Origin of the sequence: Qipengyuania aurantiaca (assembly GCF_019711375.1) — a bacterium.
GTDB classification, from domain to species: Bacteria; Pseudomonadota; Alphaproteobacteria; order Sphingomonadales; family Sphingomonadaceae; genus Qipengyuania; species Qipengyuania aurantiaca.
On the sequence record NZ_CP081295.1, the window covers coordinates 1,982,466 to 2,005,304 of the forward strand.

General features: G+C 65.5%; 18 protein-coding genes and 1 tRNA gene. 5 read left to right on the forward strand and 14 right to left on the reverse strand.

Annotation, left to right across the window (positions count from 1 at the left end):
* Window positions 1-3 precede the first annotated feature (3 nt).
* Window positions 4-810: a phosphoribosylaminoimidazolesuccinocarboxamide synthase gene (gene purC, locus K3148_RS09580; RefSeq protein ID WP_221424591.1), complete on the reverse strand. Its 807-nt coding sequence runs from the start codon at window positions 808-810 to the stop codon at window positions 4-6.
* Between the two features lie 222 nt (window positions 811-1,032).
* On the opposite strand from purC, the gene K3148_RS09585 reads away from it, so the two are divergent.
* Window positions 1,033-2,712 (forward strand): hypothetical protein, encoded by a 1,680-nt coding sequence (locus K3148_RS09585; RefSeq protein WP_221424592.1) that lies wholly within the window; start codon window positions 1,033-1,035, stop codon window positions 2,710-2,712.
* A 37-nt stretch (window positions 2,713-2,749) separates the two neighbouring features.
* On the opposite strand, the gene K3148_RS09590 is transcribed toward K3148_RS09585, so the two are convergent.
* Entirely contained in the window at window positions 2,750-4,054 is a 1,305-nt protein-coding gene (locus tag K3148_RS09590) for a cation:proton antiporter (protein ID WP_221424593.1), read from the reverse strand.
* Window positions 4,055-4,131: 77 nt separating this feature from the next.
* On the opposite strand from K3148_RS09590, the gene K3148_RS09595 reads away from it, so the two are divergent.
* On the forward strand, window positions 4,132-5,028 hold the full coding sequence (locus tag K3148_RS09595) for an HPr kinase/phosphorylase (protein ID WP_221424594.1): 897 nt from the start codon (window positions 4,132-4,134) through the stop codon (window positions 5,026-5,028).
* Window positions 5,029-5,038: 10 nt separating this feature from the next.
* Here K3148_RS09595 and K3148_RS09600 read toward each other — a convergent pair.
* The 5 genes from K3148_RS09600 to infA form a co-directional block, all read right to left on the reverse strand.
* Window positions 5,039-5,114: transfer RNA gene (locus K3148_RS09600), tRNA-Phe, on the reverse strand.
* A gap of 88 nt (window positions 5,115-5,202) precedes the next feature.
* Entirely contained in the window at window positions 5,203-5,382 is a 180-nt protein-coding gene (locus tag K3148_RS09605; protein ID WP_006833524.1) for a DNA gyrase inhibitor YacG, read from the reverse strand.
* Window positions 5,375-6,322 carry an Rne/Rng family ribonuclease gene (locus K3148_RS09610; protein WP_221424595.1) on the reverse strand — a complete coding sequence of 316 codons (948 nt, stop codon included), beginning with the start codon at window positions 6,320-6,322 and terminating at the stop codon, window positions 5,375-5,377. Before K3148_RS09610 ends, K3148_RS09605 begins: the two co-directional genes overlap by 8 nt.
* Window positions 6,315-6,890 carry a Maf family protein gene (locus K3148_RS09615; RefSeq protein ID WP_221424596.1) on the reverse strand — a complete coding sequence of 192 codons (576 nt, stop codon included), beginning with the start codon at window positions 6,888-6,890 and terminating at the stop codon, window positions 6,315-6,317. Before K3148_RS09615 ends, K3148_RS09610 begins: the two co-directional genes overlap by 8 nt.
* Before the next feature lie 6 nt (window positions 6,891-6,896).
* Window positions 6,897-7,154: a translation initiation factor IF-1 gene (infA, locus tag K3148_RS09620; RefSeq protein WP_006833527.1), complete on the reverse strand. Its 258-nt coding sequence runs from the start codon at window positions 7,152-7,154 to the stop codon at window positions 6,897-6,899.
* A gap of 214 nt (window positions 7,155-7,368) precedes the next feature.
* Here infA and K3148_RS09625 point away from each other — a divergent pair, with 214 nt between their 5' ends.
* Window positions 7,369-10,107, forward strand: coding sequence for a TonB-dependent receptor (locus K3148_RS09625; RefSeq protein ID WP_221424597.1), 2,739 nt, complete (start codon window positions 7,369-7,371; stop codon window positions 10,105-10,107).
* A 4-nt stretch (window positions 10,108-10,111) separates the two neighbouring features.
* Here the strand turns inward: K3148_RS09625 and K3148_RS09630 are convergent, their stop codons facing one another.
* The 4 genes from K3148_RS09630 to K3148_RS09645 all read right to left on the reverse strand — a co-directional run bounded on the left by K3148_RS09630 (window position 10,112) and on the right by K3148_RS09645 (window position 15,109).
* A complete protein-coding gene (locus K3148_RS09630; protein ID WP_221424598.1) occupies window positions 10,112-10,900 on the reverse strand; it encodes a lipase family alpha/beta hydrolase in 789 nt (262 codons plus the stop codon).
* Entirely contained in the window at window positions 10,897-12,531 is a 1,635-nt protein-coding gene (locus tag K3148_RS09635) for a WS/DGAT/MGAT family O-acyltransferase (protein WP_221424599.1), read from the reverse strand. Before K3148_RS09635 ends, K3148_RS09630 begins: the two co-directional genes overlap by 4 nt.
* Window positions 12,532-12,649: 118 nt before the next feature.
* Window positions 12,650-13,825, reverse strand: a complete 1,176-nt coding sequence (locus tag K3148_RS09640) for a BaiN/RdsA family NAD(P)/FAD-dependent oxidoreductase (protein ID WP_221424600.1) — start codon at window positions 13,823-13,825, stop codon at window positions 12,650-12,652.
* The gene (locus tag K3148_RS09645) at window positions 13,826-15,109 is read right to left on the reverse strand and encodes an APC family permease (protein ID WP_221424601.1); all 1,284 of its coding nucleotides are present in this window, start codon (window positions 15,107-15,109) and stop codon (window positions 13,826-13,828) included. It lies immediately after the preceding gene.
* Between the two features lie 65 nt (window positions 15,110-15,174).
* Between K3148_RS09645 and uvrC the strand changes: the two genes are divergently transcribed.
* The gene (gene uvrC / locus K3148_RS09650) at window positions 15,175-17,142 is read left to right on the forward strand and encodes an excinuclease ABC subunit UvrC (RefSeq protein WP_221424602.1); all 1,968 of its coding nucleotides are present in this window, start codon (window positions 15,175-15,177) and stop codon (window positions 17,140-17,142) included.
* Window positions 17,143-17,178: 36 nt separating this feature from the next.
* Here the strand turns inward: uvrC and K3148_RS09655 are convergent, their stop codons facing one another.
* From K3148_RS09655 to K3148_RS09665, 3 genes are all read right to left on the reverse strand, one after another.
* On the reverse strand, window positions 17,179-18,726 hold the full coding sequence (locus K3148_RS09655; RefSeq protein ID WP_221424603.1) for an SGNH/GDSL hydrolase family protein: 1,548 nt from the start codon (window positions 18,724-18,726) through the stop codon (window positions 17,179-17,181).
* A gap of 133 nt (window positions 18,727-18,859) precedes the next feature.
* On the reverse strand, window positions 18,860-20,713 hold the full coding sequence (locus tag K3148_RS09660) for a DEAD/DEAH box helicase (RefSeq protein WP_221424604.1): 1,854 nt from the start codon (window positions 20,711-20,713) through the stop codon (window positions 18,860-18,862).
* 196 nt (window positions 20,714-20,909) lie between these two features.
* A complete protein-coding gene (locus tag K3148_RS09665; RefSeq protein WP_221424605.1) occupies window positions 20,910-22,076 on the reverse strand; it encodes a glutathionylspermidine synthase family protein in 1,167 nt (388 codons plus the stop codon).
* Window positions 22,077-22,158: 82 nt separating this feature from the next.
* On the opposite strand from K3148_RS09665, the gene K3148_RS09670 reads away from it, so the two are divergent.
* A complete protein-coding gene (locus K3148_RS09670) occupies window positions 22,159-22,839 on the forward strand; it encodes a DUF1190 domain-containing protein (protein WP_221424606.1) in 681 nt (226 codons plus the stop codon).

Below are 22,839 nucleotides of genomic sequence, written 5' to 3' on the forward strand. Positions count from 1 at the left end.
GCCCTACTTCTTGGGCGGTGTGATCTTGTTGCGCAGGCGGCTGCGGTGCGCGCCCATGTCGAGCACTTCGCCGGGGCCGTTGTCTTCGTTCTGCAGCAGGCCGAGACGGCGCGCGACTTCCTGATAGGCTTCGCTCTCGCCGCCCATGTCGCGGCGGAAACGGTCCTTGTCGAGCTTCTCGCCGGTGTTGATGTCCCACAGGCGGCAGCCGTCGGGGCTGATCTCGTCGGCAAGGATGGTGCGGCTGTAATCGCCGTCCCAGATGCGGCCGAATTCCAGCTTGAAGTCGACGAGGCGGATGTCGATCGCTGCAAACATGCCGCACAGGAAATCGTTGATGCGGATGGCCATGGAGGACATGTCCTGCATCTCCTCGTGGCTGCACCAGTTGAAGCAGGCGATTTCTTCTTCCGAGACCTTGGGGTCGCCCAGCGCATCGTCCTTGAGGCAGTATTCGATCAGCGTGTGCGGCAGCAGCTCGCCTTCTTCGATGCCGAGGCGCTTGGAGAGCGAACCGGCGGCGACATTGCGCACGACCACTTCGAGGGGAATGATCTCGACCTGGCGGACCAACTGCTCACGCATGTTGAGGCGGCGGATGAAATGCGTCGGGATGCCGATGTGCGAAAGGCGGGTGAACACATACTCGCTGATGCGGTTGTTGATCACGCCCTTGCCGTTGATCGTGCCCTTCTTCTCGGCGTTGAAGGCGGTGGCGTCATCCTTGAAATACTGGATGATCGTGCCCGGTTCGGGGCCTTCGTAGAGGATCTTGGCCTTGCCTTCGTAGATCTGGCGGCGACGTGCCATGGGTGCATTCCTTCGCGCGAAAATAACTGCGCCCCGGGGAGTGGAATCGCAAAGAGATCCGCACGGTCCGGGGCGTTCGGCTGGCGCTTACCGGAAGGTGATGGCGAAAGCAATTGTCGCGCCTCTCCCTGCCCCCTGCGCCGTGTAGGATCGAAAGTCCTTTCCTACTGCAAAAGCCGTTCAATAGTTCGCCCGCTCCTGTTGAAACGAAGGAGCATCTTAATGACGACAGTGGCAACGCGCGCAGGCGCAATCGGGCAGGATTTCACCGGGTCCGAGATCATCGAAACGGCTGGCTTTTCGGCCAAGGGCGATGGCGGGGAAGGGCGCTATTACCTGATCGACCCCGCAACCTACACCGGAACGCCTGCCGATGCCGGGCCGGGCACGATCGAATGCGCCAACGGCTGGTACCGCCTGATGGGCGCAACGCTCTACATCGAGCAATTCGGGGCAAGCGGCTTGGGCGCCGATGCGGCGACGATTGACGGCAGCGCAGGCTTTGACAGCGCCCCCGCCATCAACGCCGCCATCGCCTTTGCGAATGCCAGTGGCGCGAGCCGTGTGTCGGCTAGGACGAAGGGCCAGTTCGGCGTGGGCGCGCAGATCGTGATCGACAGCGACCGGCTTACTTTCGGTAACGGCCTGTCGCCCTTCAGCATGGCTCTTGTGGCGCTGACGACCAACAGCTTCATGGCGGATGAAGGCATCATCGAGTTGGTCAAGAACCGCACCTCCATCGACGGGGTATGGCTGCGCATCCCCACCGGGGTCTACGATCCGGTCACCGACACCGGCACGCGGGTCTCCGGCCTGCGCACGCGCAACGCGACCGAGAAGATCTTCCACAACCGCATCTGGAATGCCGAAGTGGTGGGCGGCTACAAGTCCTTCCATATCGAAGGCTTCGAGGGCGATCTGCGCAAGACGCGCGCCTTCGGCCCCTACGCCTATGGCTATCACGTCACGGGGGCGGACACCGAGTTTTCGCCCAGCTGCACCGCGAGCGAGGGCGATGTCGGCTTCTACACCAGCGCCGGTGTCGAAGGAGCGATGCATTGCGTGCGCAACCGCATCAACTTTCATTTCGAGGGCGGCCTGCCCAACCGCATGTACTGTTTCGACGATACCGCGCTCGAAACCGGCATCTGGTGCGACAATATGCGTGGCGGCCACTTGCTGACATTTCATACGAAGACCGGCCAGAATGCCAGGGCCGTCGGACCCGTCCACTTTCTCAGGATGGAGCGTTGCCGGGCCAACACGATCGAGAACGTCGGCGTTTATCGCGCGTCGGACGAAGCGACGCTGGCGGTATCGGCCCCGACCTATTTCCTCGACATTCCCGCCGAATGGCAGGGCGATCCGTGGACGACCATCCGCAACCGTTTCCTCGGCTACCGGCTCGACGAGGTGGACATGGCGCGCGATGCGGACATGCTGCGCCGGGTGGCGCGCAACACCTTCCTGGGCTGCGAGGGCAAGCACGTGGCGCGGCTGGCGGGCGACAACCACCAGTTGACCGGCGCGGGCGAAAGCCTGATCGCGGGCGGCACGGCGCGCTTCGAACGCTTCCTCACGCGGCGTCCCGGCGGCGAGGGGAGCCATGTACTGCGGGTGCTCGGCCGCGCAATCGTGTCGGTCGGGCCGGAAGAAGACGCGCTGTTCGACCTTTCGCTGCGCGTCCCGATTTTGGAGGGCGATGCGACCGAGTTCACCGGCACGGCGACGGTGCGCGAACGTGAACGCAGCGGGCCCGAGGAGATCGCGATTTCGGTCAGCGACGTGGTCTACGATGCCGAGGACAATCGCATCGCTTTCGACCTTACCGGGCCCGCCATGTTCCCGACCAAATGCGAGGTCGTTCTGACCGACGTGCTGTGCGACAACGGCGGCTTCTGATGCAAATGCGGGCGGGAGGGGCTGCGGCCTCTCCCGCTCAGTGCACGGTTTCGGCGCTTTCCTCGACCGCAGGTGCGTGGTCGCGCTTCAGCTTGTCAATCAGGCGGCCAAGCGTGGCGCGCTGGACGAGGACGCTGAAGAGCACGGCGGCAAAGGTCGCGGCGAGGATGTAGTCGCGCGTTTCCCCGGCGGGCAGCGAGAGCGCCAGCGCGATGGAGATGCCGCCGCGAAGGCCGCCCCACCACAGCACGCGGCCCGCGCCCGTGTCTTGCAGGCGCGCGGCCGGAATTGTCTTGGTCGAGACGAAAATGCCAACCGCGCGCGCCACGAGCGAGAGCGGGATGGCGAGCAGGCCGAACAGCAGCACATCGCCGCCCACGGTCAGCACGATCATCTCGAGGCCGATAAGCAGGAACAGGACCGAGTTCAGGAGCTCGTCCAGCAATTCCCAGAATTTCAGCAGGTAATCCCGCGTCACATCGCTCATCGCGTAGGTTACGCCGTGATTGCCGATCAGGAGACCGGCCACTGCCATCGCCAGCGGGCCGGAAATATGCAGCTGGCTGCATAGCGCATAGCCGCCCATGACGACCGCCAGCGTAATCAGCACCTCCAGCGTGTATTCGTCCATCCCGGCGAGCGCGCGATAGCCCAAGTACCCGGCGACAAGGCCGACGAGGATGCCGCCACCCGCCTCGATGGCGAACAGCTCCGCGCCTTCAAGGAAGGAGAATTCGCTCCCGCTCACCGCTGCGCCCAGCAGGATGATGAAGACGACGATGCCAACGCCGTCGTTGAACAGGCTTTCTCCCGCCACCGCACTTTGCAGGGACTTGGGCACGTTCTCTTCCTTGAGCACGCCGAGGACGGACACCGGGTCGGTCGGAGCGATCAGCGCGCCGAAGACGAAATACCAGATCGGTGCGAAGCTAAGGCCGATCAGCGAACCCACACCCCACATGGCAAGGCCAACCAGGACGGTCGAAATCATCACCCCGACCGTCGACAGCAGCAGGACCGGAAGCCACGCCACCTTCAGCCGGTCGAGATCGACATGGAGCGCGCCAGCAAACAGCAGGAAGCTCAGCATCCCCTGCAGCAGCGTCTCGGTGAAGTTCATCTGCTCCAGCGTGTCGGCGACCCAATTGTCGAGCGTAATGCCCGGAATGATCGCATCGACCGCCATCAGGCCGATCGCCGCCACCGCGCCCATCACGGTCAGCCCGATGACATGGGGCAGCTTGACGAAGTGATGGTTGAACCAGCCCAAAAGGGCGGAGGCCACCACGAGCAGGGCAGCGATGTCGAAGGCGGAGAGCGCGCTGGCGGTTTCTTCGTGCATAATGAGCGCGATAGCGTGGAGACGCGCCAAGGCAAAGCTTGCCTGTGGATGGCGGCTTGGGCAGCAATGGCAGGGTCATGCAAGGATCGTTCAACTATCGCCATTCGGGCTTGCAGGTGGCCTCGCAGATCGAACTGCCGGAATGGGCGGCGTTTGCGAGCGCTGGAGGCAGTCCAGATGTGCGCATTGTGCTGTCCGACGAGCCGTGCCCCGATTGTCCTAGCGACGGCAGCGTCGCCGTGGGAGAGAGCTTGCGTTTCGCCATCGAGGGGATCGGCGGCTGGCAAGTCGAGGGCGGCCACACGATCCGGCTTCACCCGGGGCTGACGGCGGATTTGCCCGAGCTGCGGCTCTTTACGTTGGGCAGCGCCTGGGGCGCGCTCGGCTACCAGCGCGGGCACGCAATGTGGCACGGCAGCGCGGTAGAGGTGAGCGGACGGACCGTCCTGTTGTGCGGCGATGCGGGCGCCGGAAAGAGCACCATGGCCGCAGCTCTCTGTGCGCGCGGGGCGCGGCTGGTGGCGGACGACCTCAGCCGCATCGAACCGGGGGAAGAGAAAGCACGGATTTATCCTTCCTCGGCGCGAATCAAGCTTTGGCGCGAGGCTATCGAGCGGTTCGGCTGGCAGGAGGCGGTGCTGCAACGCGACTATTTCCGCGACGACAAGTTCCATTGCGCCGCGCCAAGGCACCGGGCGGGGGAGGGGGCGCAGGATCTTCATGCCATCGTCTCGCTCGAAGAATCGGACAGCCTCGATCTCACACGACTGAACGGCGCGGAAGCGCTTGAGACCGCAATGCGCGAGACGATGTATCGGCCCGAAATGCTCGATGCGCTGGGCGCGTGGGGGCAGCAGGGCGGTCTGGCGGCGCAGATCGTTGCGCAATGCCCCGTCTATCGCCTCAGCAGGCCGAAAGACTTCGCCGCGCTGGACGAGGTCTGCGCGCTTATCGAATCGCTGGGAGATAAGTGATCGGGAGAAGTGGTGCCCGGGGACGGATTCGAACCGCCGACACTGCGATTTTCAGTCGCATGCTCTACCAACTGAGCTACCCGGGCTTACCGTCGCTGCGGCCTCTCGTGGGGCTCGCCAGCGGTTGGAGTGCGCGCCTATGGCGAAGCCGCGCGCGCTTGGCAAGGGCCTAATTCAATCGTCCTGTGGCTTGACCACTTCGGCGGCGATTTCTTCGGGCAGGGCAGGCCGGCCCGGCACGGCGTAGCCATCGCCGAACCATTGCGCGAGATCGCGGTCGCGGCAGCGGTCGGAACAGAAGGGAGCGTGCTTTTCGGTGCGCGGCTTCTTGCAGATCGGGCAGGGCTTACTCATGGCTCACGATCTGGGCAGTGGCGGCTTCGATGGCAAGGGCGGGATCGGTCTCTATCTGCAAGGGGCGGCCCGTCCGGCGCTGGACCTCCGTGATCCAGTCGGGTTTGAGCTTCGCCTTGAGCGCGGGATGCACCGTAAGCAGGGTCACCCCGGCCCCTTCGACCATCTCTGCCCGCCGCAGCGCCATGCGCACTGCCATACCGGTGCGCGAGGTAGCGAACCGGTGGAGCAGCGAGGGGGCTTCCAGCCGCGCGACGATCTGGACGAAGCCGAAGCCGTTCATCGCGGTGCGCTCGTGCGGCCAGCCCGCCAGCGCCTCTTCCAGCGCCGTGTCCACGACCTTGCGGTCGGCCTTGGTTTCGAGGGTCGGGAAGTCGACCCCGATGGAACCGCCCAGATCGAACTGCCGCAAGGCTTCAGCCAGCGGCCCGACAGCGGCGAGTGCCAGCGTGCGCGGGTCGAGAGCGCCGTCGATATCGACAAGGGTCATGGCCGGAGTGACCGCAAAGAGCAGCGAACCGCCGTCGAAGGCGATCTCGCCCGAACTGGCAGCGTGCCAGACTTCTTCCCATGTCCCGGCAGGAAAACGGCGGACGCGCTTCCCGCTTTCGAAAACGTCTTCACCCGTCGTCACGGCCGCGGCGGGCCGCGCGGCAGGCAGCTTGTAGCGCCCTCGCTCGGTCATGGCGGCGCGGGTGACGACGAAGTCGATTGTGGCGCCCTCGCTTGCATCGCGCGGAAGCTTGTCGACCAGCACCTCGCGGCCTTCCGGTGTGGTTGCCGAGCCCCGCGTGCCACGCTTGGCGCTCAGTTTCGCGGCAATCGCTTGTCCCGCGTAAAGCTCGCCCGGCCAGCGGCATTTCGCGGCCAGCACCGTGTCACCGTCGAGCAGGATCGCGCGGGTCTCGCCCACGCCCTCCTCGACCAGCCATTCAGGCAATTGGGAACCCCGCCGCCTTCAGCAGCGCGCGCGTTTCGTACAGCGGCAGGCCGACGACGCCCGAATGGCTGCCCTGGATGCGTGTGACGAGACCTTCGGCAAGACCCTGGATGGCGTAGCCGCCCGCTTTCCCGTCCCATTCGCCGCTGGCGATATAGGCGTCGATCTCTTCTGCGCTCAGCCGTTTGAAGAGGACCACGGTTTCGCTCAGCCGCTCGCGCATTGTGCCGTCGGGCGCGCGCAGGGCAATGGCCGAGAGCACGCGGTGGCGGCGGCCGGACAAAAGTTCAAGACACTGGCGCGCGGTTGCCTCGTCCTCGGCCTTGGGCAGGATGCGGCGACCGGCGGCCACAACCGTATCACCCGCCAGCACGAAGCCCTCTACGCTGGCGGCCGCATCGGCCTTCTCGCGCGCCATGCGTTTGGCATAGTCGCGCGGAAGCTCGCCCTTATGGGGCGTTTCGTCGATGTCGGCAGGGGCGATGGCGTCCGGCGTCAAGCCGAGCCGCGCGATAAGTTCGCGGCGGCGCGGGCTGGCGGATGCGAGGATGAGAGTGGGCTTGCCCACCGGGTCTTACTGCGGACCGGGGCCCTGGCCGGGTCCACCGCGACCGGGCATGAAGCGGTAGGTGATGCGCGCCTTGGTCAGATCGTAGGGCGTCAGCTCGCACAGGACCTCGTCGCCCACAAGCACGCGGATGCGGTTCTTGCGCATCTTGCCCGCCGTGTGGCCGAGCACTTCGTGGCCGTTCTCGAGCTCGACGCGGAACATGGCGTTGGGCAGCAGTTCCACAACGCGCCCGCGCATTTCGAGAAGTTCTTCTTTGGCCATTCGTGTCCTTAAGTCATGCAGTTGGTCGAGTGATGTCGCGCGCCCATAGCGGCAGGCGGGATAAAAGGGAAGAGTCTGGCATTCCCCAACAAGCAAGCCACCTTCCGCGACGAACCGATACACGCAATTCCTTGCGGAAGACCGTGCTTTCGCGAAGAACCGAGGCGAGGGGGCCTGACGACCTTACGATCGAAAGACCTGAAGCTTGATGAAAATGTCCCGCAAGTCCGCGCTTTTGGCGCTTACCGCCATATGGGTGTGGCAGGTGCCTGTCGCAAGTGCGCAGGACGAACCGGCCGATGAGGGCGGACCCGAAGCGGCAGCCGAAATGGACGAGGACGGCGATATCGTCGTCTATGGCACCCGGCTCAAGGGCCAGCTCGTCATCGACCAGCCGCCGCTCGCCGAATATGACGAGGCCGACATCGCGGCCTTCGGCGCCAATTCCATCGCCGATGTGATCGCCGCGATTGCCCCTGCCACCGATAGCGGCGCGCGCGGCGGACGCGGGGGCGGACGTCCGGTTTTCCTCATCAACGGCATCCGTGTGTCGAGCTGGCGCGAATTCCGCAGCTACCCACCCGAAAGCGTCGCCAAGGTCGAGGTTTTTCCCGAGGAAGTCGCCCAGCGCTTCGGCTATTCGCCCGATCAGCGGGTGGTGAACATCGTCCTCAAGCCCAATTTTCAGGCCCTTACGGCGGAGGTCGAATACGAACAGCCCGAAGACGGCGGCTATTCGCGCAACGAGCAGGAACTGACCTGGCTGCGGATTGGCGAGAAGGGGCGGCTGAACCTCAATCTCGATGTCGAGGATCGCAGCCTGCTGACCGAGGCGGAGCGCGGTCTGACCACGCCCGGCGCGGAGGACCAGGCTCAGTTTCGCAGCCTCGTCTCGGACACGATGGCCGTGCAGCTGGAAGCCAATTACGCGCGTGCGGTCATCGAGAGCGGCACGTCCTTCAGTCTCAACGGCACGGTCAATTACGGCGAGAGCTTGAGCCTTTCCGGCCTCGCCACCGATGGCGTGACCGTGCTGGAGCGGCGTGGCGAAAGCGACAGCTATTCCGCAGGCCTGACGGTGAACCAGCCTTTCGGCGCGTGGAACGCGACCTTCACCAGCGACAACACTTACGCCAATTCGCAGACCGAGATCGACCGCAACGACGCGAGCGGCTTCGATACGGCGCGCAGCCGCACTTACACCACGGTCAACAAGGCGACCTTGAACGGCTTCCCGCTCCAGCTCCCCGCCGGCGAACTCAGCACCACACTCGACCTCGGCTTCGACTGGAAGCGCATCGAAAGCGAGGACACGCGCGCCGACGAGGACTTCGGCCTGACGCGCCGCCGCCTCAACGCAGGCCTGACTGTGGCAGCCCCGATTGCGCGCCGCGGCGGCCCGCTGGGCGCAATCGGCGACGTGACACTGGTGGCGACCGGCGGGGTGGAGGACCTTTCGGACTTCGGGACGCTCGCCAACTGGAGCCTGGGTGCGAACTGGTCGCCCTTCGACAACCTCAATCTCAGCGCGACGCGGATATGGCGCGAGGTTGCGCCTTCGCTGACCAATCTCGGCAGCCCGCTGATCGAGGAGTTGAACGCAACCGTCTTCGATTACCGCACCGGCGACACGGTGCTCGCAACGCTGGTCACGGGCGGCAACCCGAACCTTGCCGCCGAGACACAGGCCGACTGGAAATTCGGCGCGAACTGGGGCTTGCCGTTCTGGGACGACGCGCGTCTCAACGTCGATTACGGCATCAACCGCTCGCGCGACGTGACCTCGACACCGGCGTTCAGCTCGGCCTTCGAGGAAGCTTTCCCCGACCGGGTGACACGCGATGCAGCGGGCGATCTGCTCGCCATCGATCGCCGTCCGCTGACGCTTTACGAGACCCGCAGCCGGATCCTCTCCTTCGGTTTCAACGTGCGCGGGCAGATCGGCAAAGAGCCCGAGCGCAGTGAGCGTCGCGGTGGTCCGCCGCAGGGTGGGGGTGAGGATGCCGCGCGCCGTGGCGGTCCAGGTGGTGGCTCAGGCGGAGGCGGCTTCGATCCGGCCCGCATGGAGGCCATCCGCGTGGCCTTCTGCAAGGTGCCCGAGGGCGAGACGCCCGATTTGTCGCAGATCCCCGAACAGTTCCGCACGCGTCTGCTCGACGAAAACGGCAATCCCGATCCGGAAAAGATCGCGGCGGCCCGCCAGCGGTTCTGCGGCGCGGAAGCCGAGCAGCGCGGCGAGCGCTTTGCCGCCATGCGCGCGGCGATCTGCGCCGATCCGCCCAAGCTCGACGGCTTGCCCGAACAGATGCTCGCCCGCTTGAAGGGCGAGGATGGCGAAATCGATCCCGCGAAACTGGCGGCCTTGCGCGAACGCATGTGCAGCGCACAAGGCGGCGCACAGGAAGGCGAGCAGGGCCAGCGGCGCGGGCGGGGCGGCATGATGCGCATGTTCGGCGGCGGCAATTCGCAGGATACGCGGCCGCGCTATTTCCTCAGCCTCAACCACAATATCACGCTGGAAAACGAGGTGCTGCTTTCACAGACCGGACCGCTGTTCGACCAGCTCAACGGCTTCGTGCTGGGCAGCGGGGCGATCCCGCGCCACTCCGCGCGGCTGGAAGGCGGCATCTTTTGGGAAGGTTACGGGCTGCGCCTGTCCGGCAATTATGTGGGCGACGCCGTGGTGCGCGGGGGCGATTTCCCCGGCTCGAGCGATCTCTTTTTCGATGATCTCGCCACCTTCGACATCCGCCTCTTCGCCAATCTCGGCGAGGTTTTCGAGACGGAGGACGGCTGGATGAAGGACCTGCGGCTCGCCTTCTTGATCGACAACGTGTTCGACGCGCGCCGCCGCATTACCGACGAGACGGGCGAAGTGCCGGCCGCCTACGATCCGCTGCGGATCGATCCGACCGGACGCTACCTCGGCATCGATATACGAAAGGCGTTCTAGGCCGTCAGTTCAGCGCGCGGCGCGGGAAGAACAGGCTGGCGAGCCCTTGCGCGCGGAAGGGTTTCCACGCGCCTTCTTCCTGTGCCAGCCGGTCGGCGACGGCATAGACGACCGCCGGGTTGACGCCGAGCCCGCAATGGCTGGCCACCACTTCGATATTCTCGCAATCCTCGCGATCGCCGCACTGTACCGAGCCGCGCCAGTGCACCACGCCGTCGGTCCGGGTGAGGATCGAGGTGGTGGGGACGGGCGGGGCATCGCCAAGGCCCTGGAAGCCGCCGTCGCGCAGCGGTTCGGGTTCCTTGCCGTTGAGCAATTCGAACAGGCGGGCGGCGTTGGTGTGGCCGCGATCGTCGCTGATCGGCGAGCCGAGGCTGATCACGAGGCGGACCTTCTCGGGCGCCATCTTGGCCAGTTCGCGCGCGAACACACCGCCAAGGCTCCAGCCGACGATGCTGATCGGGCGGCCGGTGCGATCGTGCAATTCCTCCACGCAGGCCATCATCGCCTCGATCCGGGCGTTGTCGACCTTGACGTTGCGACCCAGCTTCCAGCCCACTGCGTCATAGCCGAGATCGGCGAGCAGGCGGCGCAAGGGGCCGGTCGAATAATCCGACGCCATGAAGCCGGGCAGCACGAGCACACCATGTCCGTCGCCGCGCGGAAGCTGGCCCAGCAGGGGGCGCAGCGCATAGAAGCTGGCGAGTTCGCCGAAAGCGCGGCCGGGTTCGGCGAGCGTCAGCAAGCGGCTGGGCGGTCGGGCCGGGCTTGTCGCGGGGGCAAGTGCCGTCATGTCGTGGATCTTCCTTTCCCTGTCGGGGCAGCCTTCTTACCGCTGGCGACCTTTTTCGTGCCCGCTGTGACGTTCTTCGCGCCGGCCTTCTTCGGAGCGGCCTTTGCGGGCGATTTTCTGGTTGGAGCGGCCCGCTTCTGAGCGGCGGGCTTGGTCTTTCGCTTTGTAGGCGAAGATGGTTTCTTTTTGGTAGCCGGAGCTATCTTATCCGCAAGTTTTGCCGCGTCGCGCAACTCCTCGAAGCTCAACTCCATGCATTCGCGATAGAATTCCGGATCGGGCATCATCTCGCGATCGGCGGTGAAGGCGATGGTGGCCTCGTCGGTATAGCTTTGCACCACATGGCCGAGGCCGAGGCCGTCGGTCAGGCACAGCAGCCCCAGCATGCTCTCCATCCGCGCACCGGCCGAATAGATCGGGATCGGCGGGCCGGGCACATTGGTGACGACGGTGGCGAATATCGGCCCGACGCCGCGATTGGCAAGGCTGAGGCGGGTGTAGAGCTGTGCCCCCAGCGCCATGAACAGAGCGGGGCTGGCCTTGCTCATCTCGGTCATGTTGCGCGCACCCAGCGCGTCGGTCATCGCCTTGGAGTTCTTGGTGCGATTGTGGACCCACTCCAGCCGCTCCACCGGGTCCGCGATATGCGTGCCGAGCGGGGCGATCATGGCCGCCACCTGGTTGCCCATGGCGTTCTTCTCGTCCTTCGCTCGGACCGAAATCGGGGCCATGGCCGTCAGCGTCTTCTTGGGCAGCTCGCCCTTATCCTCGAGATAACGCCGCATGGCTCCGCCGATGATGGCGAGGAAGACATCGTTGACCTTGGCCCCTTCGGCTGCCGTCCGGATCGCCTTGATATCGGCCAGCGGCACGCTGATCCCCTCAACCACGCGGTGCGGCGAAATCTTGCGGTTGAAGCGCGTCTTGGGCGCGATCATCTCGGTCGAGACGTCGAACTCCTTTGCCGCCAGCCCCTTGAGCGCGTTGGCGAGCCCCGGCGCGGCCTTGGCCGCCACTTCCAGCTGTTTGAGCGGATTGGTGATCGCGTTCATGTAGCTGCGGCCGAGCAGTTCGACCGGGTTGGGCAGCTTCTCCGGTTTCCACGTATCGGGCGTGTCGGGCGGAGGCTGGTCGGGGCGCAGCGTGTGGGTCGCCTCCATCAGGTCGATCCCGCTCATGCCGTCGATTGCGGCGTGGTGGACCTTGGTGATGTAGGCGTAGCTGCCCGTGGCCACGCCCTCGACCCCGTCCAGTCCTTCCACGACGGTGATCTCCCACGGCGGACGCGACAGGTCGAGCGGGCGGGCAAAGACCCGCGCGGCCTGGATACAGAGCTGCCGCCAGTCGCCGGGCTTGGGCAGCGCCACGTGGCGGACATGGTATTCGAGATCGAAATCGGGGTCCTCGATCCAGTAGGGATAGTCGAGGTCGAAGGGCACGCGCACCAGCCGCTGGCGCATGGTGGTGGAGAGCTGCAACCGGCTTTCAATGAAGGACAGGATATCCTTGAACCGCACGAAGCCGCCGGGCGCGGTTTCGGGATTGTAGATCAGGATCGAACCGATGTGCATCGGCGAATTGCGCGTTTCCAGCGCAACGAAGCTGGCATCCATGCCTTGCAATTGCTGCATCAGGCTCTCCTGCAAGCGCCCCGCTATTGCGAGTGCACGAAGGCGAGGAGGCTAGCAGAGCCGCCATTCCGGTCAACTTGCCGCGCCGGTCAGCGCGTGCCGTAGCGGTTACAGGGGCTTAGAGCGCCTCGCCCGCCGCAACGCCGCTCGCCCAGGCCCATTGGAAGTTGTATCCGCCCAGCCAGCCGGTCACGTCGACCGCCTCGCCGATGGCGTAGAGGCCGGGGAGTTTCTTCGCTTCCATGGTCTTTGAGGACAGCTCGGTGGTCGCAATGCCGCCGACCGTGACCTCGGCCTTGGCGAAGCCTTCGGTGCCCGAGGGGCGGAAGCTCCAGCGCCTCAATTGCTCCTGCGCGCGGCGCAGCGCCTTGTCGCTGGCATTGCCGAGCTCGGTTTCCACGCCGAGCTTTTCGGCAAGGATGTCGGCCAGCCGGTCGGGCAGGGCATCGCGCAGGATCGAGCGCATAGTGGCGCGCGGATTGTCGCGCTTGGCGTCGAGCAGCCAGTCGCCGGTCGAGCCCGGCAGGAAGTCGATGGCGATCGCCTCGCCCGGCTTCCAGTAGGAGGAGATCTGCAGGATCGAGGGGCCCGAGAGGCCGCGGTGGGTAAAGAGCGCGGCCTCGGGGAAGCTGGTCTTGCCAGCGCTGGCGACAACCGGTGCGGACACGCCCGAAATCTCGCGGAAAAGCACTTCCTCGCCGCCAAGAGTAAGCGGGACGAGGGCGGGTCGCGGCTCGACCACCTTGAGGCCGAACTGGCGCGCAAGATCGTAGGCGAAGCCGGTCGCGCCCATCTTGGGGATGGAGGGGCCGCCGGTTGCAATGACGAGGCTGGGCGCCGTAGCCACTTGCCCGCTCGCCATGACGGCAAAGCGCCCGTCCGCATGCTCGACCGCGCTGACCTCGGCGTTGCATCGGATCTCGACGTCGCCTTTTGCACACTCCTCCAGCAGCATCTCGACGATCTGCTTCGAGGACCCGTCGCAAAACAGCTGGCCCAGCGTCTTCTCGTGCCAGGCGATGCCATAGCTCTCGACCAGTTCGAGGAAATCGCGCGGGGTGTAGCGGGCGAGCGCCGACTTGGCGAAATGGGGATTGCCCGACAGATAGTTGGCCGGGCCAGCGCCGATATTGGTGAAATTGCAGCGCCCGCCGCCGGAAATCAGGATCTTCTTGCCCGGCTTCTCTGCCTTCTCGAGCACCAGCACCCGGCGTCCGCGCTGGCCCGCGCGCGCGGCGCACATCAGCCCGGCCGCACCCGCGCCGAGGATTATCGCGTCATAGTTGTCGGCCATCTATGCCTCGTCGAGCGCGTAGTCCGGCGCCTGCCGTGCGGCGAGGAAATAGAGCAGCGTGCCGCCGGCAAAGAGCCCGCCGAAAGTGAGCCAGGACTGGATGTCCGCATGGCTCGCCACCCAGGCTGTGCTGACGAAGGCGAGCAGGGCCACCACGGAGTGCGTGACGTTCACCTCGCCATCGCGCTTTTCCAGCACGGGCAGCGCCGCGGCGCTGACGAGATAGGTGAAGAGCCGCGTCAACGTTCCGGCCAGCGCGAGTGCCTCGAAGCCTTCCCAGAAACCGAAAGCGATGGCCGCGCCGCCGTAGAACAGGATCGAGTTGGAGGGCGTCTGCCAGCGCGGGCTGACCTTCTCGAACCAGGCAGGCAGCATGCCACGCTCGGCCATGCCGTAGGTCATGCGGGGGAGGGTCACGCCGCCCTGGAAATTGTTGCCCGCAATGCTGAAAGCCGCGGCGAAGACGATGGCCACGGCACCAAAGCGGCCCATGGTCACTTCGGCTGCACCCGCCAGCGCGTTGTCCTCGCCGCCCGTGCCGGGGCCGATGGCGAGATAGGCCCAGATGATTGCCATGTAGAGCAGCGTCACCGCCGCCAGAGTGGTCAGCAGCGCAAGCGGCACGTCGCGGCGCGGCTGGCGCATCTCGCCTGCGGGAAGCGTCACCGTCTCGAAGCCCATGAAGGCGTAATAGAGCAGCAGCACCACCGTCTCGACCTGGCTGAACTGCGGCACAACGAAGCCGACATCGTTCGTGCCCGCAAGCAGCGCGGAGCCGAGCAGCAGCGCCAGCGGGGCGAGCTTCAGCACCGTCATCACCCCCAGCGCGCCGACCGATTTGCGCATGCCGAAGAGGTTGATCGCGGTGAGGATGGCGATGATCGTCGCAACCGCGCCCGCGCGCATGTAATCGGGATCGAGGACCGGAAAAAGGGCCGCGAGATAGGCGACCATGACATGCGTGTTCGCCGCCACGGTCACGATCGCGCTCATGTAGCGCATCCAGCCCGCCTGGTAGCCGACGAAGCGCCCGAACGCCGCCTCGCCATAAAGGACCGGACCACCCGAATGCTCGAACCGCGCGGCCAACCACGCGAAGACGAGGATCAGCGGCGCGAACAGCAGTCCGCCGGCAAGGATCAGCCAGGGCGCGAAATCGCCCACCGCCGCCACGAGGATCGCGGGCATGGCGAAAATGCCGGCCCCGATCATGCCGTTCACCGGGAAGAGCGCCGTGCCCCAGAAGCCGACCGTGCGCGGGGGTGCCTGTACCTGTCCGTCCATGACGGCAGGGGATGGCGGCAAACATCGCTTTGCACAAGACGGCTCTCCGCACTATCTCCACCCGCATGTCGCGCAGCAAGGCAGGTTCCCCCCACGATCCGAGAGGCAAGGAGCGTTTCCACGAGGAGCGCGCCACCAAGACCGTGGCCAGCGCGCAGCCCGACCTGGAGACGGGCATCGCCGCCATCCGCGAGACAGTAAAGACCTTGAAGCCGCGCCCCGGCGTCTATCGCATGCTCGATACGCGCGGCGACGTGCTTTATGTCGGCAAGGCGCGCAGCCTGAAAGCGCGGGTAGCGAATTACACGCAGGTGAAGGGGCTTTCCAACCGGCTCCAGCGCATGGTCAGCCAGTGCCGCGCGATGGAAATCGTGGTGACGAACTCGGAAGCCGAGGCGCTGCTCCTCGAGGCGCAGCTGATCAAGCGCTACAGGCCGCCGTTCAACGTGCTGCTGCGCGACGACAAGAGCTTCCCGTTCATCCTCCTGCGCGCCGACCATGCCTTCCCGCGTATCCAGAAGCATCGCGGCGCGCGGCGGGCCAAGGGCAATTACTACGGCCCCTTCGCCAGCGCGGGATCGGTCAACAAGACGCTGAACGCGCTGCAGAAACTTTTCCTGCTGAGGTCCTGCACCGATAGCTTCTTCAACAACCGCGACCGGCCCTGCCTGCTCTACCAGATCAAGCGCTGCAGCGCGCCCTGCGTAGGCCGGATCGACGAGGCGGGGTACGAAAGCCTCGTCAACGAGGCGAAAGACTTCCTCTCGGGCAAGTCCAGCGCGGTGCAGGCCAATATCGAAAAGCAGATGGCCAAGGCCGCTGAGGACCTCGATTTCGAGACCGCCGCGATCCTGCGCGACCGGCTGCGCGCGGCGACCTTCATCCAGGGAAGCCAGGCAATCAACGCCAGCGGCGTAGGCGATGCGGATGTCTTCGCGCTGGCCGCGAAGGGCGGGCAGATCGGCGTGCAGGCCTTCTTCATCCGCGGCGGGCAGAACTGGGGGCACAAGGCCTTCTTCCCCAAGAACACAGGCGATCTCGAGCATGATGAGGTGCTGTCGGACGTCCTCCTGCAATTCTACGAGGAAGTGCCGCCACCGCGGACAATCCTCGTCGACCGCGAACTTGCCGAACAGGAATTGATAGCCGAGGCGTTGGCGGAAAAGGCCGGCCACGCGGTCGCCATCTCGATCCCGCAGCGCGGCGACCGGCGCAAGCTGATGAGCCAAGCCCAGCGCAACGCGGTGGAATCGCTCGAACGGCGGCTGGCCGAGAGCGGGACCAAGGCCCAGCGCCTGCGCGAACTGGCCGACTTCCTCGAACTGGAGGAACCGCCCCAGCGTATCGAGATCTATGACAACAGCCATATCCAGGGCGACAAGGCGCTGGGCGCCATGGTGGTCGCCAGTCCCGAGGGTTTCGAGAAGGGCCAGTACCGCAAGTTCAACATCAAGAGCGCGCAGACAAACGACGACTTCGGCATGATGCGCGAGGTCATGTCCCGCCGCTTCCGCAAGCTTGCCGAAACCGAGCGCGACAGCGAAGCGGCTTCGAGCGGCAAGGGTCACGAGGCGATCTGGCCCGACCTGCTGCTGATCGACGGCGGCAAGGGGCAGGTGTCATCGGTGATGGCGGTGCTGGAGGACCTCGGCATTGCCGAGCAGGTTCCTGTCATCGGGATCGCCAAGGGGCCGTATCACGGGCGCGAGGGGCGCGAGGTGTTCCACTTTCCCGACGGGCGGGAAAAGACGCTGCCGGTCAATTCGCAGCTCCTCTTCTACCTCCAGACCTTGCGCGACGAGGTCCACCGCTACGCCATCGGCGCCCACCGCGCAAAGCGCAGCCGCGCCATCACCGCCTCGCCGCTGGACGAAATCCCCGGCATCGGTCCGGCGCGGAAACGCGCGCTGCTGCTACACTTCGGAACGGCCGGAAAGGTCCGCGCCGCCGCGCTCGACGACCTCAAACGCGCGCCCGGCATCAGCGCTGGTGTGGCCCAGCAGATCTACGATTTCTACCACGCGGGCGGGTAAGTTCGGGGGCGACCGGCAAGGCCGCCCCCGCATCGCTTAGTAGATATAGATGTCCATCGGATCGATGGCGCCCCAGGCCTTGGCCCCGTGATCGGCGTAAACAGGCTCCGCCATGGCGGGTTCGGAAAGCTCGAAGGCGCTTGCGATATCGAGCGAGGTTTCCGGAGCGGATTGGGCGGCGAGGGTGGCGGAGACCTGTGCGGTCCCGACCTGCACGACATAGCTCCCGGTCAGGCTGCCTTCTGCGCCAACGGTGATCGTGAATCGGCCCGATGCGTTGGCGGTAAAGGTGAAGCTCGCGTCGAAGCCCAGGCCGCTGTCGTTGCCTGAAGTCAAGGTGAAGCCTTGCGTGACGGCGTTACCCGACTTGTCCGCCAGCTGCAGCCAGGGGTCGGCAAGACTACCGTCGGTCCCGAGCGTGCTCATGCCCAGTACCTCGATGGTATAGGTCTCGCCCTTCTGCAGCCGGATGCCGAAGCTGTCGGTTTCTCCGGCGAAATCGATGACGCCGGTGAAGCTGCGCAGGAGCGCGCTTTCGTCCATTGGCATGATCTCGATCCATTCGGTGCCTTCCATGCGGGCATGCATGTAGGAGCCGACCAGCGCATGCACCTGCGCGGTGGGATGGATCGGATCGAAATAGATGAGGTCGGCATAGGCCAGCGGGTCGGCCTCGATCTGTTCGACGGTGATCCCGTTCAGGGCGGCAATCGTCGGCAACACGAGCGAAAGGGCACCTTCCTCGATCACATTCCCGTTGGCATCGGTGATGTCGAGCAGCGGCGTGTAATGGACGGTTACGCCAAGCGCTTCCAGCTGGGGGATGACTTCGGTGCGGACGAGGAAGTCGAAATAGGCGGAATATTCGCTGGCCAATTCGGCGCGGAACTGTTCCCCGCTGTCCAATCGGCCATCGCGGTTGGCATCGTATTCGGGGATCAGGCCGACATCGGGCATGCCGGTCAGCATGATCGTCTTCAGCCCGTCGCTTGCAAGCTGGCTCATTTCGCTGAGCAGTTCTGCAACCGAACGCTGGATATCGAGCATGGCAAGATCGCGGCCGGTCACGGTACCGCTGGCCGGCGCCAGCTCGCGCACATCGTTGCCGCCGATCGAGATGATGGCGAGATCCTGCGCGCCAAAGCGCCCATCGACCGCGTCGCGCAAAGCGTCGGTCTGACCGTCGATACCGGGCAGGAAAGACCCGTCACGGAACACCTGCGCGCCGCCATAGGCGAAGTTGAGGCTATTGCCGATAGGGTCGCGGGCAAAAGGGGCCACAGGCCAGCCGAAGAGGACATCGTCATAGCCATAGGGGAACACCGCCTCGGTCGGCGCACCCACATAGCGGTTCGCGATCAGGTCGGCATAGGTATAGCCGTTGGTGAAACGCCCTTCGAAATAGCCGTCTTCCGGAACTGGCGCGCCTTCCGGCAGCAGCCAGCCGTCGAGATTGTACCAGTCCAGCAACCCCAGCACATTGCCGGAATCCACCAGGCTGTCGCCCAGCACGTAAACATTCGAAAAGCTCAGGGTGTCGTTCGACAGCAGCGAAACATCGCTGCCCTTGTCAGGCCTCGCCATAGCAACCTCTCCTCCTGCGTCGAGGCCGCCGAGCGCATCGTGATGTGGCGCGGTTCCAACCTCGAACAGAGGGAGTGTGCCGATAAAAGCGGCAAGATCAAGCCTTTAGGTATTTTCCAAAGGCGGCTTTCCGCTAGAGGTCGCGTTTCCCGCGCGGTTTGCCCTTACCGGCGAACTTCTTGCCCGCGAACTTCGCGCCGGCAGGCTTGGGGCCTTTCTTGAAAGGCTTGCCGGGCTTTTTTCCGCCGGGGCCATCGGGGCCGCCATGCGGGCCTTTGCGCGGACCCTTGCCGAAGGGCTTGGGGCGCACGCGCGGGCCGTTCCCGGAGCGCGAGCCGCCGCCGAAGTCCTTGCGGTTCTGGCGCGCTTCGATGCGCGGACCTTCGGGCGCTTCCTCGATCAGGATCGCGTCTTGCTCGTCTTCGGAGGAGGCGGTGCGGGCGACCGCTTCGGCGAACTTCGGGGCGACCGCTGTCGGCACCTGGAACCAGGTTTCGAACTGGCCGATGCGGATGGCGCCGATTTCGTTGCGGGTAATGTGGCCGCGGCGGCAGAGCAGCGGGAGGATCCAGCGCGCTTCGGCGTTCTGGCGGCGGCCGACGCCGATCTTGAACCAGACGACGTCCTCGAAGCCCGGCCGGATGCGGTCGGCCTTGGCCTTGTCGCGCGCTTCGGGCGTGTTGGGGATCAGCTCTTCGGGCGTCGGCATTTTGGCGCGATGCGCGCGCACCAGCGAGGCGGCGATGTCTTCGGGCGAGAGTTTCGCCATGACTTCCTGGGCCAGCTCGCGGTCGTGGTCTTCGAACTCGGTCTCGGCGGTGAGGATTTCCAAGAGGCGCGAACGATCCTGCTTGTGGATCATCTCGGGCGTGGGCGCGTCCATCCACTCCGCTTCGATCTTCGCGCCGCGCAGCATGCCTTCGACCCGGCGGCGACGGTTGTAGGGCACGATGATCGCCGCCGTGCCCTTCTTGCCCGCACGACCCGTGCGGCCCGAGCGGTGCTGGAGCGTCTCGGCATCGCGCGGGATTTCCACATGGATGACGAGGCTAAGCGTCGGCAGGTCGATCCCGCGCGCGGCGACATCGGTGGCGACGCAGACTCGCGCGCGGCGATCGCGCAGGGCCTGCAGCGCCTGGTTGCGCTCGGACTGCGAATGCTCGCCCGACAGCGCCACAACGCCGAAGCCGCGCTCCTGAAGGGTCGCGTGGAAACGGCGCACGTTATCGCGCGTGGCGCAGAACAGGATCGCCGTCTCTGCCTCGTGATAGCGCAGCAGGTTCACCACCGCGTTCTCGATCTCGGAGGGCGATACGGTGATCGCCTGGTAGCTGATATCGCCATGGCCGCGGTCCTGGCCGACGAGGCTCAGGCGCAGCGAATTGGTCTGGTAACGCTCGGCCAGCCGCTCGATCGGGCGCGGCATGGTGGCGGAGAACAACAGCGTGCGGCGGCCCTCGGGCGTCGCGTCGAGGATTTCTTCCAGATCCTCGCGGAAACCCATGTCGAGCATCTCGTCCGCCTCGTCGAGCACAACGCCGACCAGGCCCGACAGGTCCAGCGCGCCGCGTTCGAGGTGATCGCGCAGGCGGCCCGGCGTGCCGACGACGATGGCAGGGCCAGCCCGCAGCGCGCGGCGTTCCTTGCTCGCATCCATCCCGCCGACACAGGTCGCGATGCGCAGGCCGGTGCCCGCATAAAGCCAGCCAAGCTCGCGGCTGACCTGAAGGGCGAGTTCACGCGTCGGCGCGATGACCAGCGCCAGCGGCTTGTCGACAAGCGCCAGATTGGCGGTTTCGGCCAGCAGCGCATCGGCAAGAGCGAGACCGAAGGCGACCGTCTTGCCCGAGCCGGTCTGCGCCGACACGACGAGATCGCGCCCGCGCGCCTCGTTTTCGATCACGGCGGACTGGACTGGGGTAAGGTCGGTATAACCGCGTGCGGCAAGGGCTTCGCCGATGACCGGCGGCAGGGTTTCGAAAGACATCGTGGCTCGCAATACAAAAGCGCCGCGGCAAGAGGCCGCAGGGCTGGGAAAAAGGGGCATGTGTGAGGCCGCTTGGGGTCGCGGCGAGAGGGTCGCGCGCGCCGCCTCGCGGCATCCACACGACCATGCTTGCGCCGCCCCTACACGAAAGCGAAGCGTTTGGCTTGTGTTATTTTGCAGGTGCGAAAAGCGCCGCTCAGCCCAGGATTACGTGCGGCAGGAAGCGGGCGAGGTCGCGGGTGATGGGGCTGGCGTCTTCGCGGATGGACATGGCGACCGCTTCGTCGCCCACGATCCAGCTGCCGATGACCGCGTGGTTCTCGCCGCTGCGGGCGAGGGGGGCGTAGGCCTGCACGATCGCGCCTTCCGCGCCGTAGCCTTCGTCCGGGCCGCGGTGGCGGGTGTTGCCGTCGTAGAGCGAGATGTCCGCGCCTTCGCGGCTGAAGAAGGGCTTGCGCACATGGGGGCCGCGCGCAAGGTCGCGGCCTTCGGGGGCGTATTCGAAGAAGGTGGGCAGGAGGTTGGGGTGGCCCTCGTTGCGCTCCCACAGGAGCGGGAGCATGGCCTTGTTGGAAAGGATCGCCTTCCATGCGGGTTCGAGGAACAGAGTCTCGCTGCCTGCAACGTGCTCGGCGAAGCTCTCGCGCAGCATGTCCTCCCACGGGTAGAGCTTGAACAGCGCGCCGATGCGGTAGCCGTCGGGATCGGTGAAGCGCCCATCCTCGGTCACGCCGATGGCGGAAATGTCGAGGAAGCGCGTTTCCATGCCGGCCTGGCCTGCGACATCCTCGAGATAGGCGACGGTGGCGCGGTCCTCGACATGGTCCTCCACGGCGGAGAAGTGGAGGAGGCTGCCGGACGAAAGGATCGCCTGGAAACGCTCCATCAGCGCTTCGTGCAGGCGATTGAACTGGTCTGCATGCTGGGGGAGGCGGCCCAACTCGATCATGTCCTCCAGCCATTGCCACTGGAAAAAGGCTGTCTCGTAGATCGAGGTGGGGGTGTCGGCGTTGAACTCCAGCAGCTTGGCCGGGCCGCTGCCGTCATAGGCGAAGTCGAAGCGGCCGTAGAGCGAGGGATCGCCGTTCTTCCAGCTGTTGGCGACGAGATCCCGCATGTCTTCGGGAATGGCGAGGCGTTCCATCAGCTGCTGGCTGTCGCACGCCTCGTCGACCAGTTGGAGGCACAGGGCGTAGAGTTCGGTGGAGGGGTCCTCGATCTGGTTCTCCACCTCGTCGAGCGTGAATTGCCAGCAGGCGCGCTCGTCCCAATAGATTTCGCCATCGACATGGTGGAAGACGAAACCGTTAGCCCTTGCGACCTCTTGCCAGTCGGGCCGCTCGCCCAATTCCTTGCGGATCATGTCCCTTGCGCCCCCGTGGAAGGAATTTGTCAGTAATTTCGAACTATAGCCCTTATCCATATAGAGATTTTGGGGGCATCCAATGACGAATTCCGACATCACGCCGAAAACGCGCCGCAAGCGTTCGGGCCGCGTTGCGCTGACCACTATGGCCGCGCTGGGTGGCGGTGCCTTGCTGTCCGGCTGCGGCGAGGCGGCGGCCGAACAGGCCAAGGCACCGATGCCCGTCGCCAGCGCTCAGGATGGCGAGGAAGTGCAGGTCTTCGAGAACGTCTTCGCCTGCGCCAAGGAAACCGGGATGACCCGCGCCGAATGCGCCGAAAAGCGCGAGGAAGCGCTGGCCATTGCGGAAAAGGAAGCGCCGCGTTTCGAAGCTCTGGCCGATTGCGAACAGCAGTTCGGTGAGGGTAAATGCCAGGAAAGCCCCTCCGATACGACGTCGCCGACGGAATCGCGCCGCGGTCCGTCCTTCATGCCGTTCCTTGTCGGCTATATGTGGGGCAAGTCCTCGACGCGTCCCGCACCGGCCTTTTCGTCGCCGGGCGGCGGCTACCAGACCAGCCGCGGTGTGCGGCTCGGCTATGCGGGCGCTCCGGGCAAGTATTACGCCGGATCGCGCGCCTTCCAGCCCGCGCGCAGCGTGCCCAAGGTCAAGGCCGCCTCGGCCATGGCCAAGAAGGCCGGCTTCGGCGAAACCAGCCGTGGCTGGAGCCTCAACAGCCGTGCAGGCCGCACCGCGACCGCATCGAGCCGCGGCGGCTAG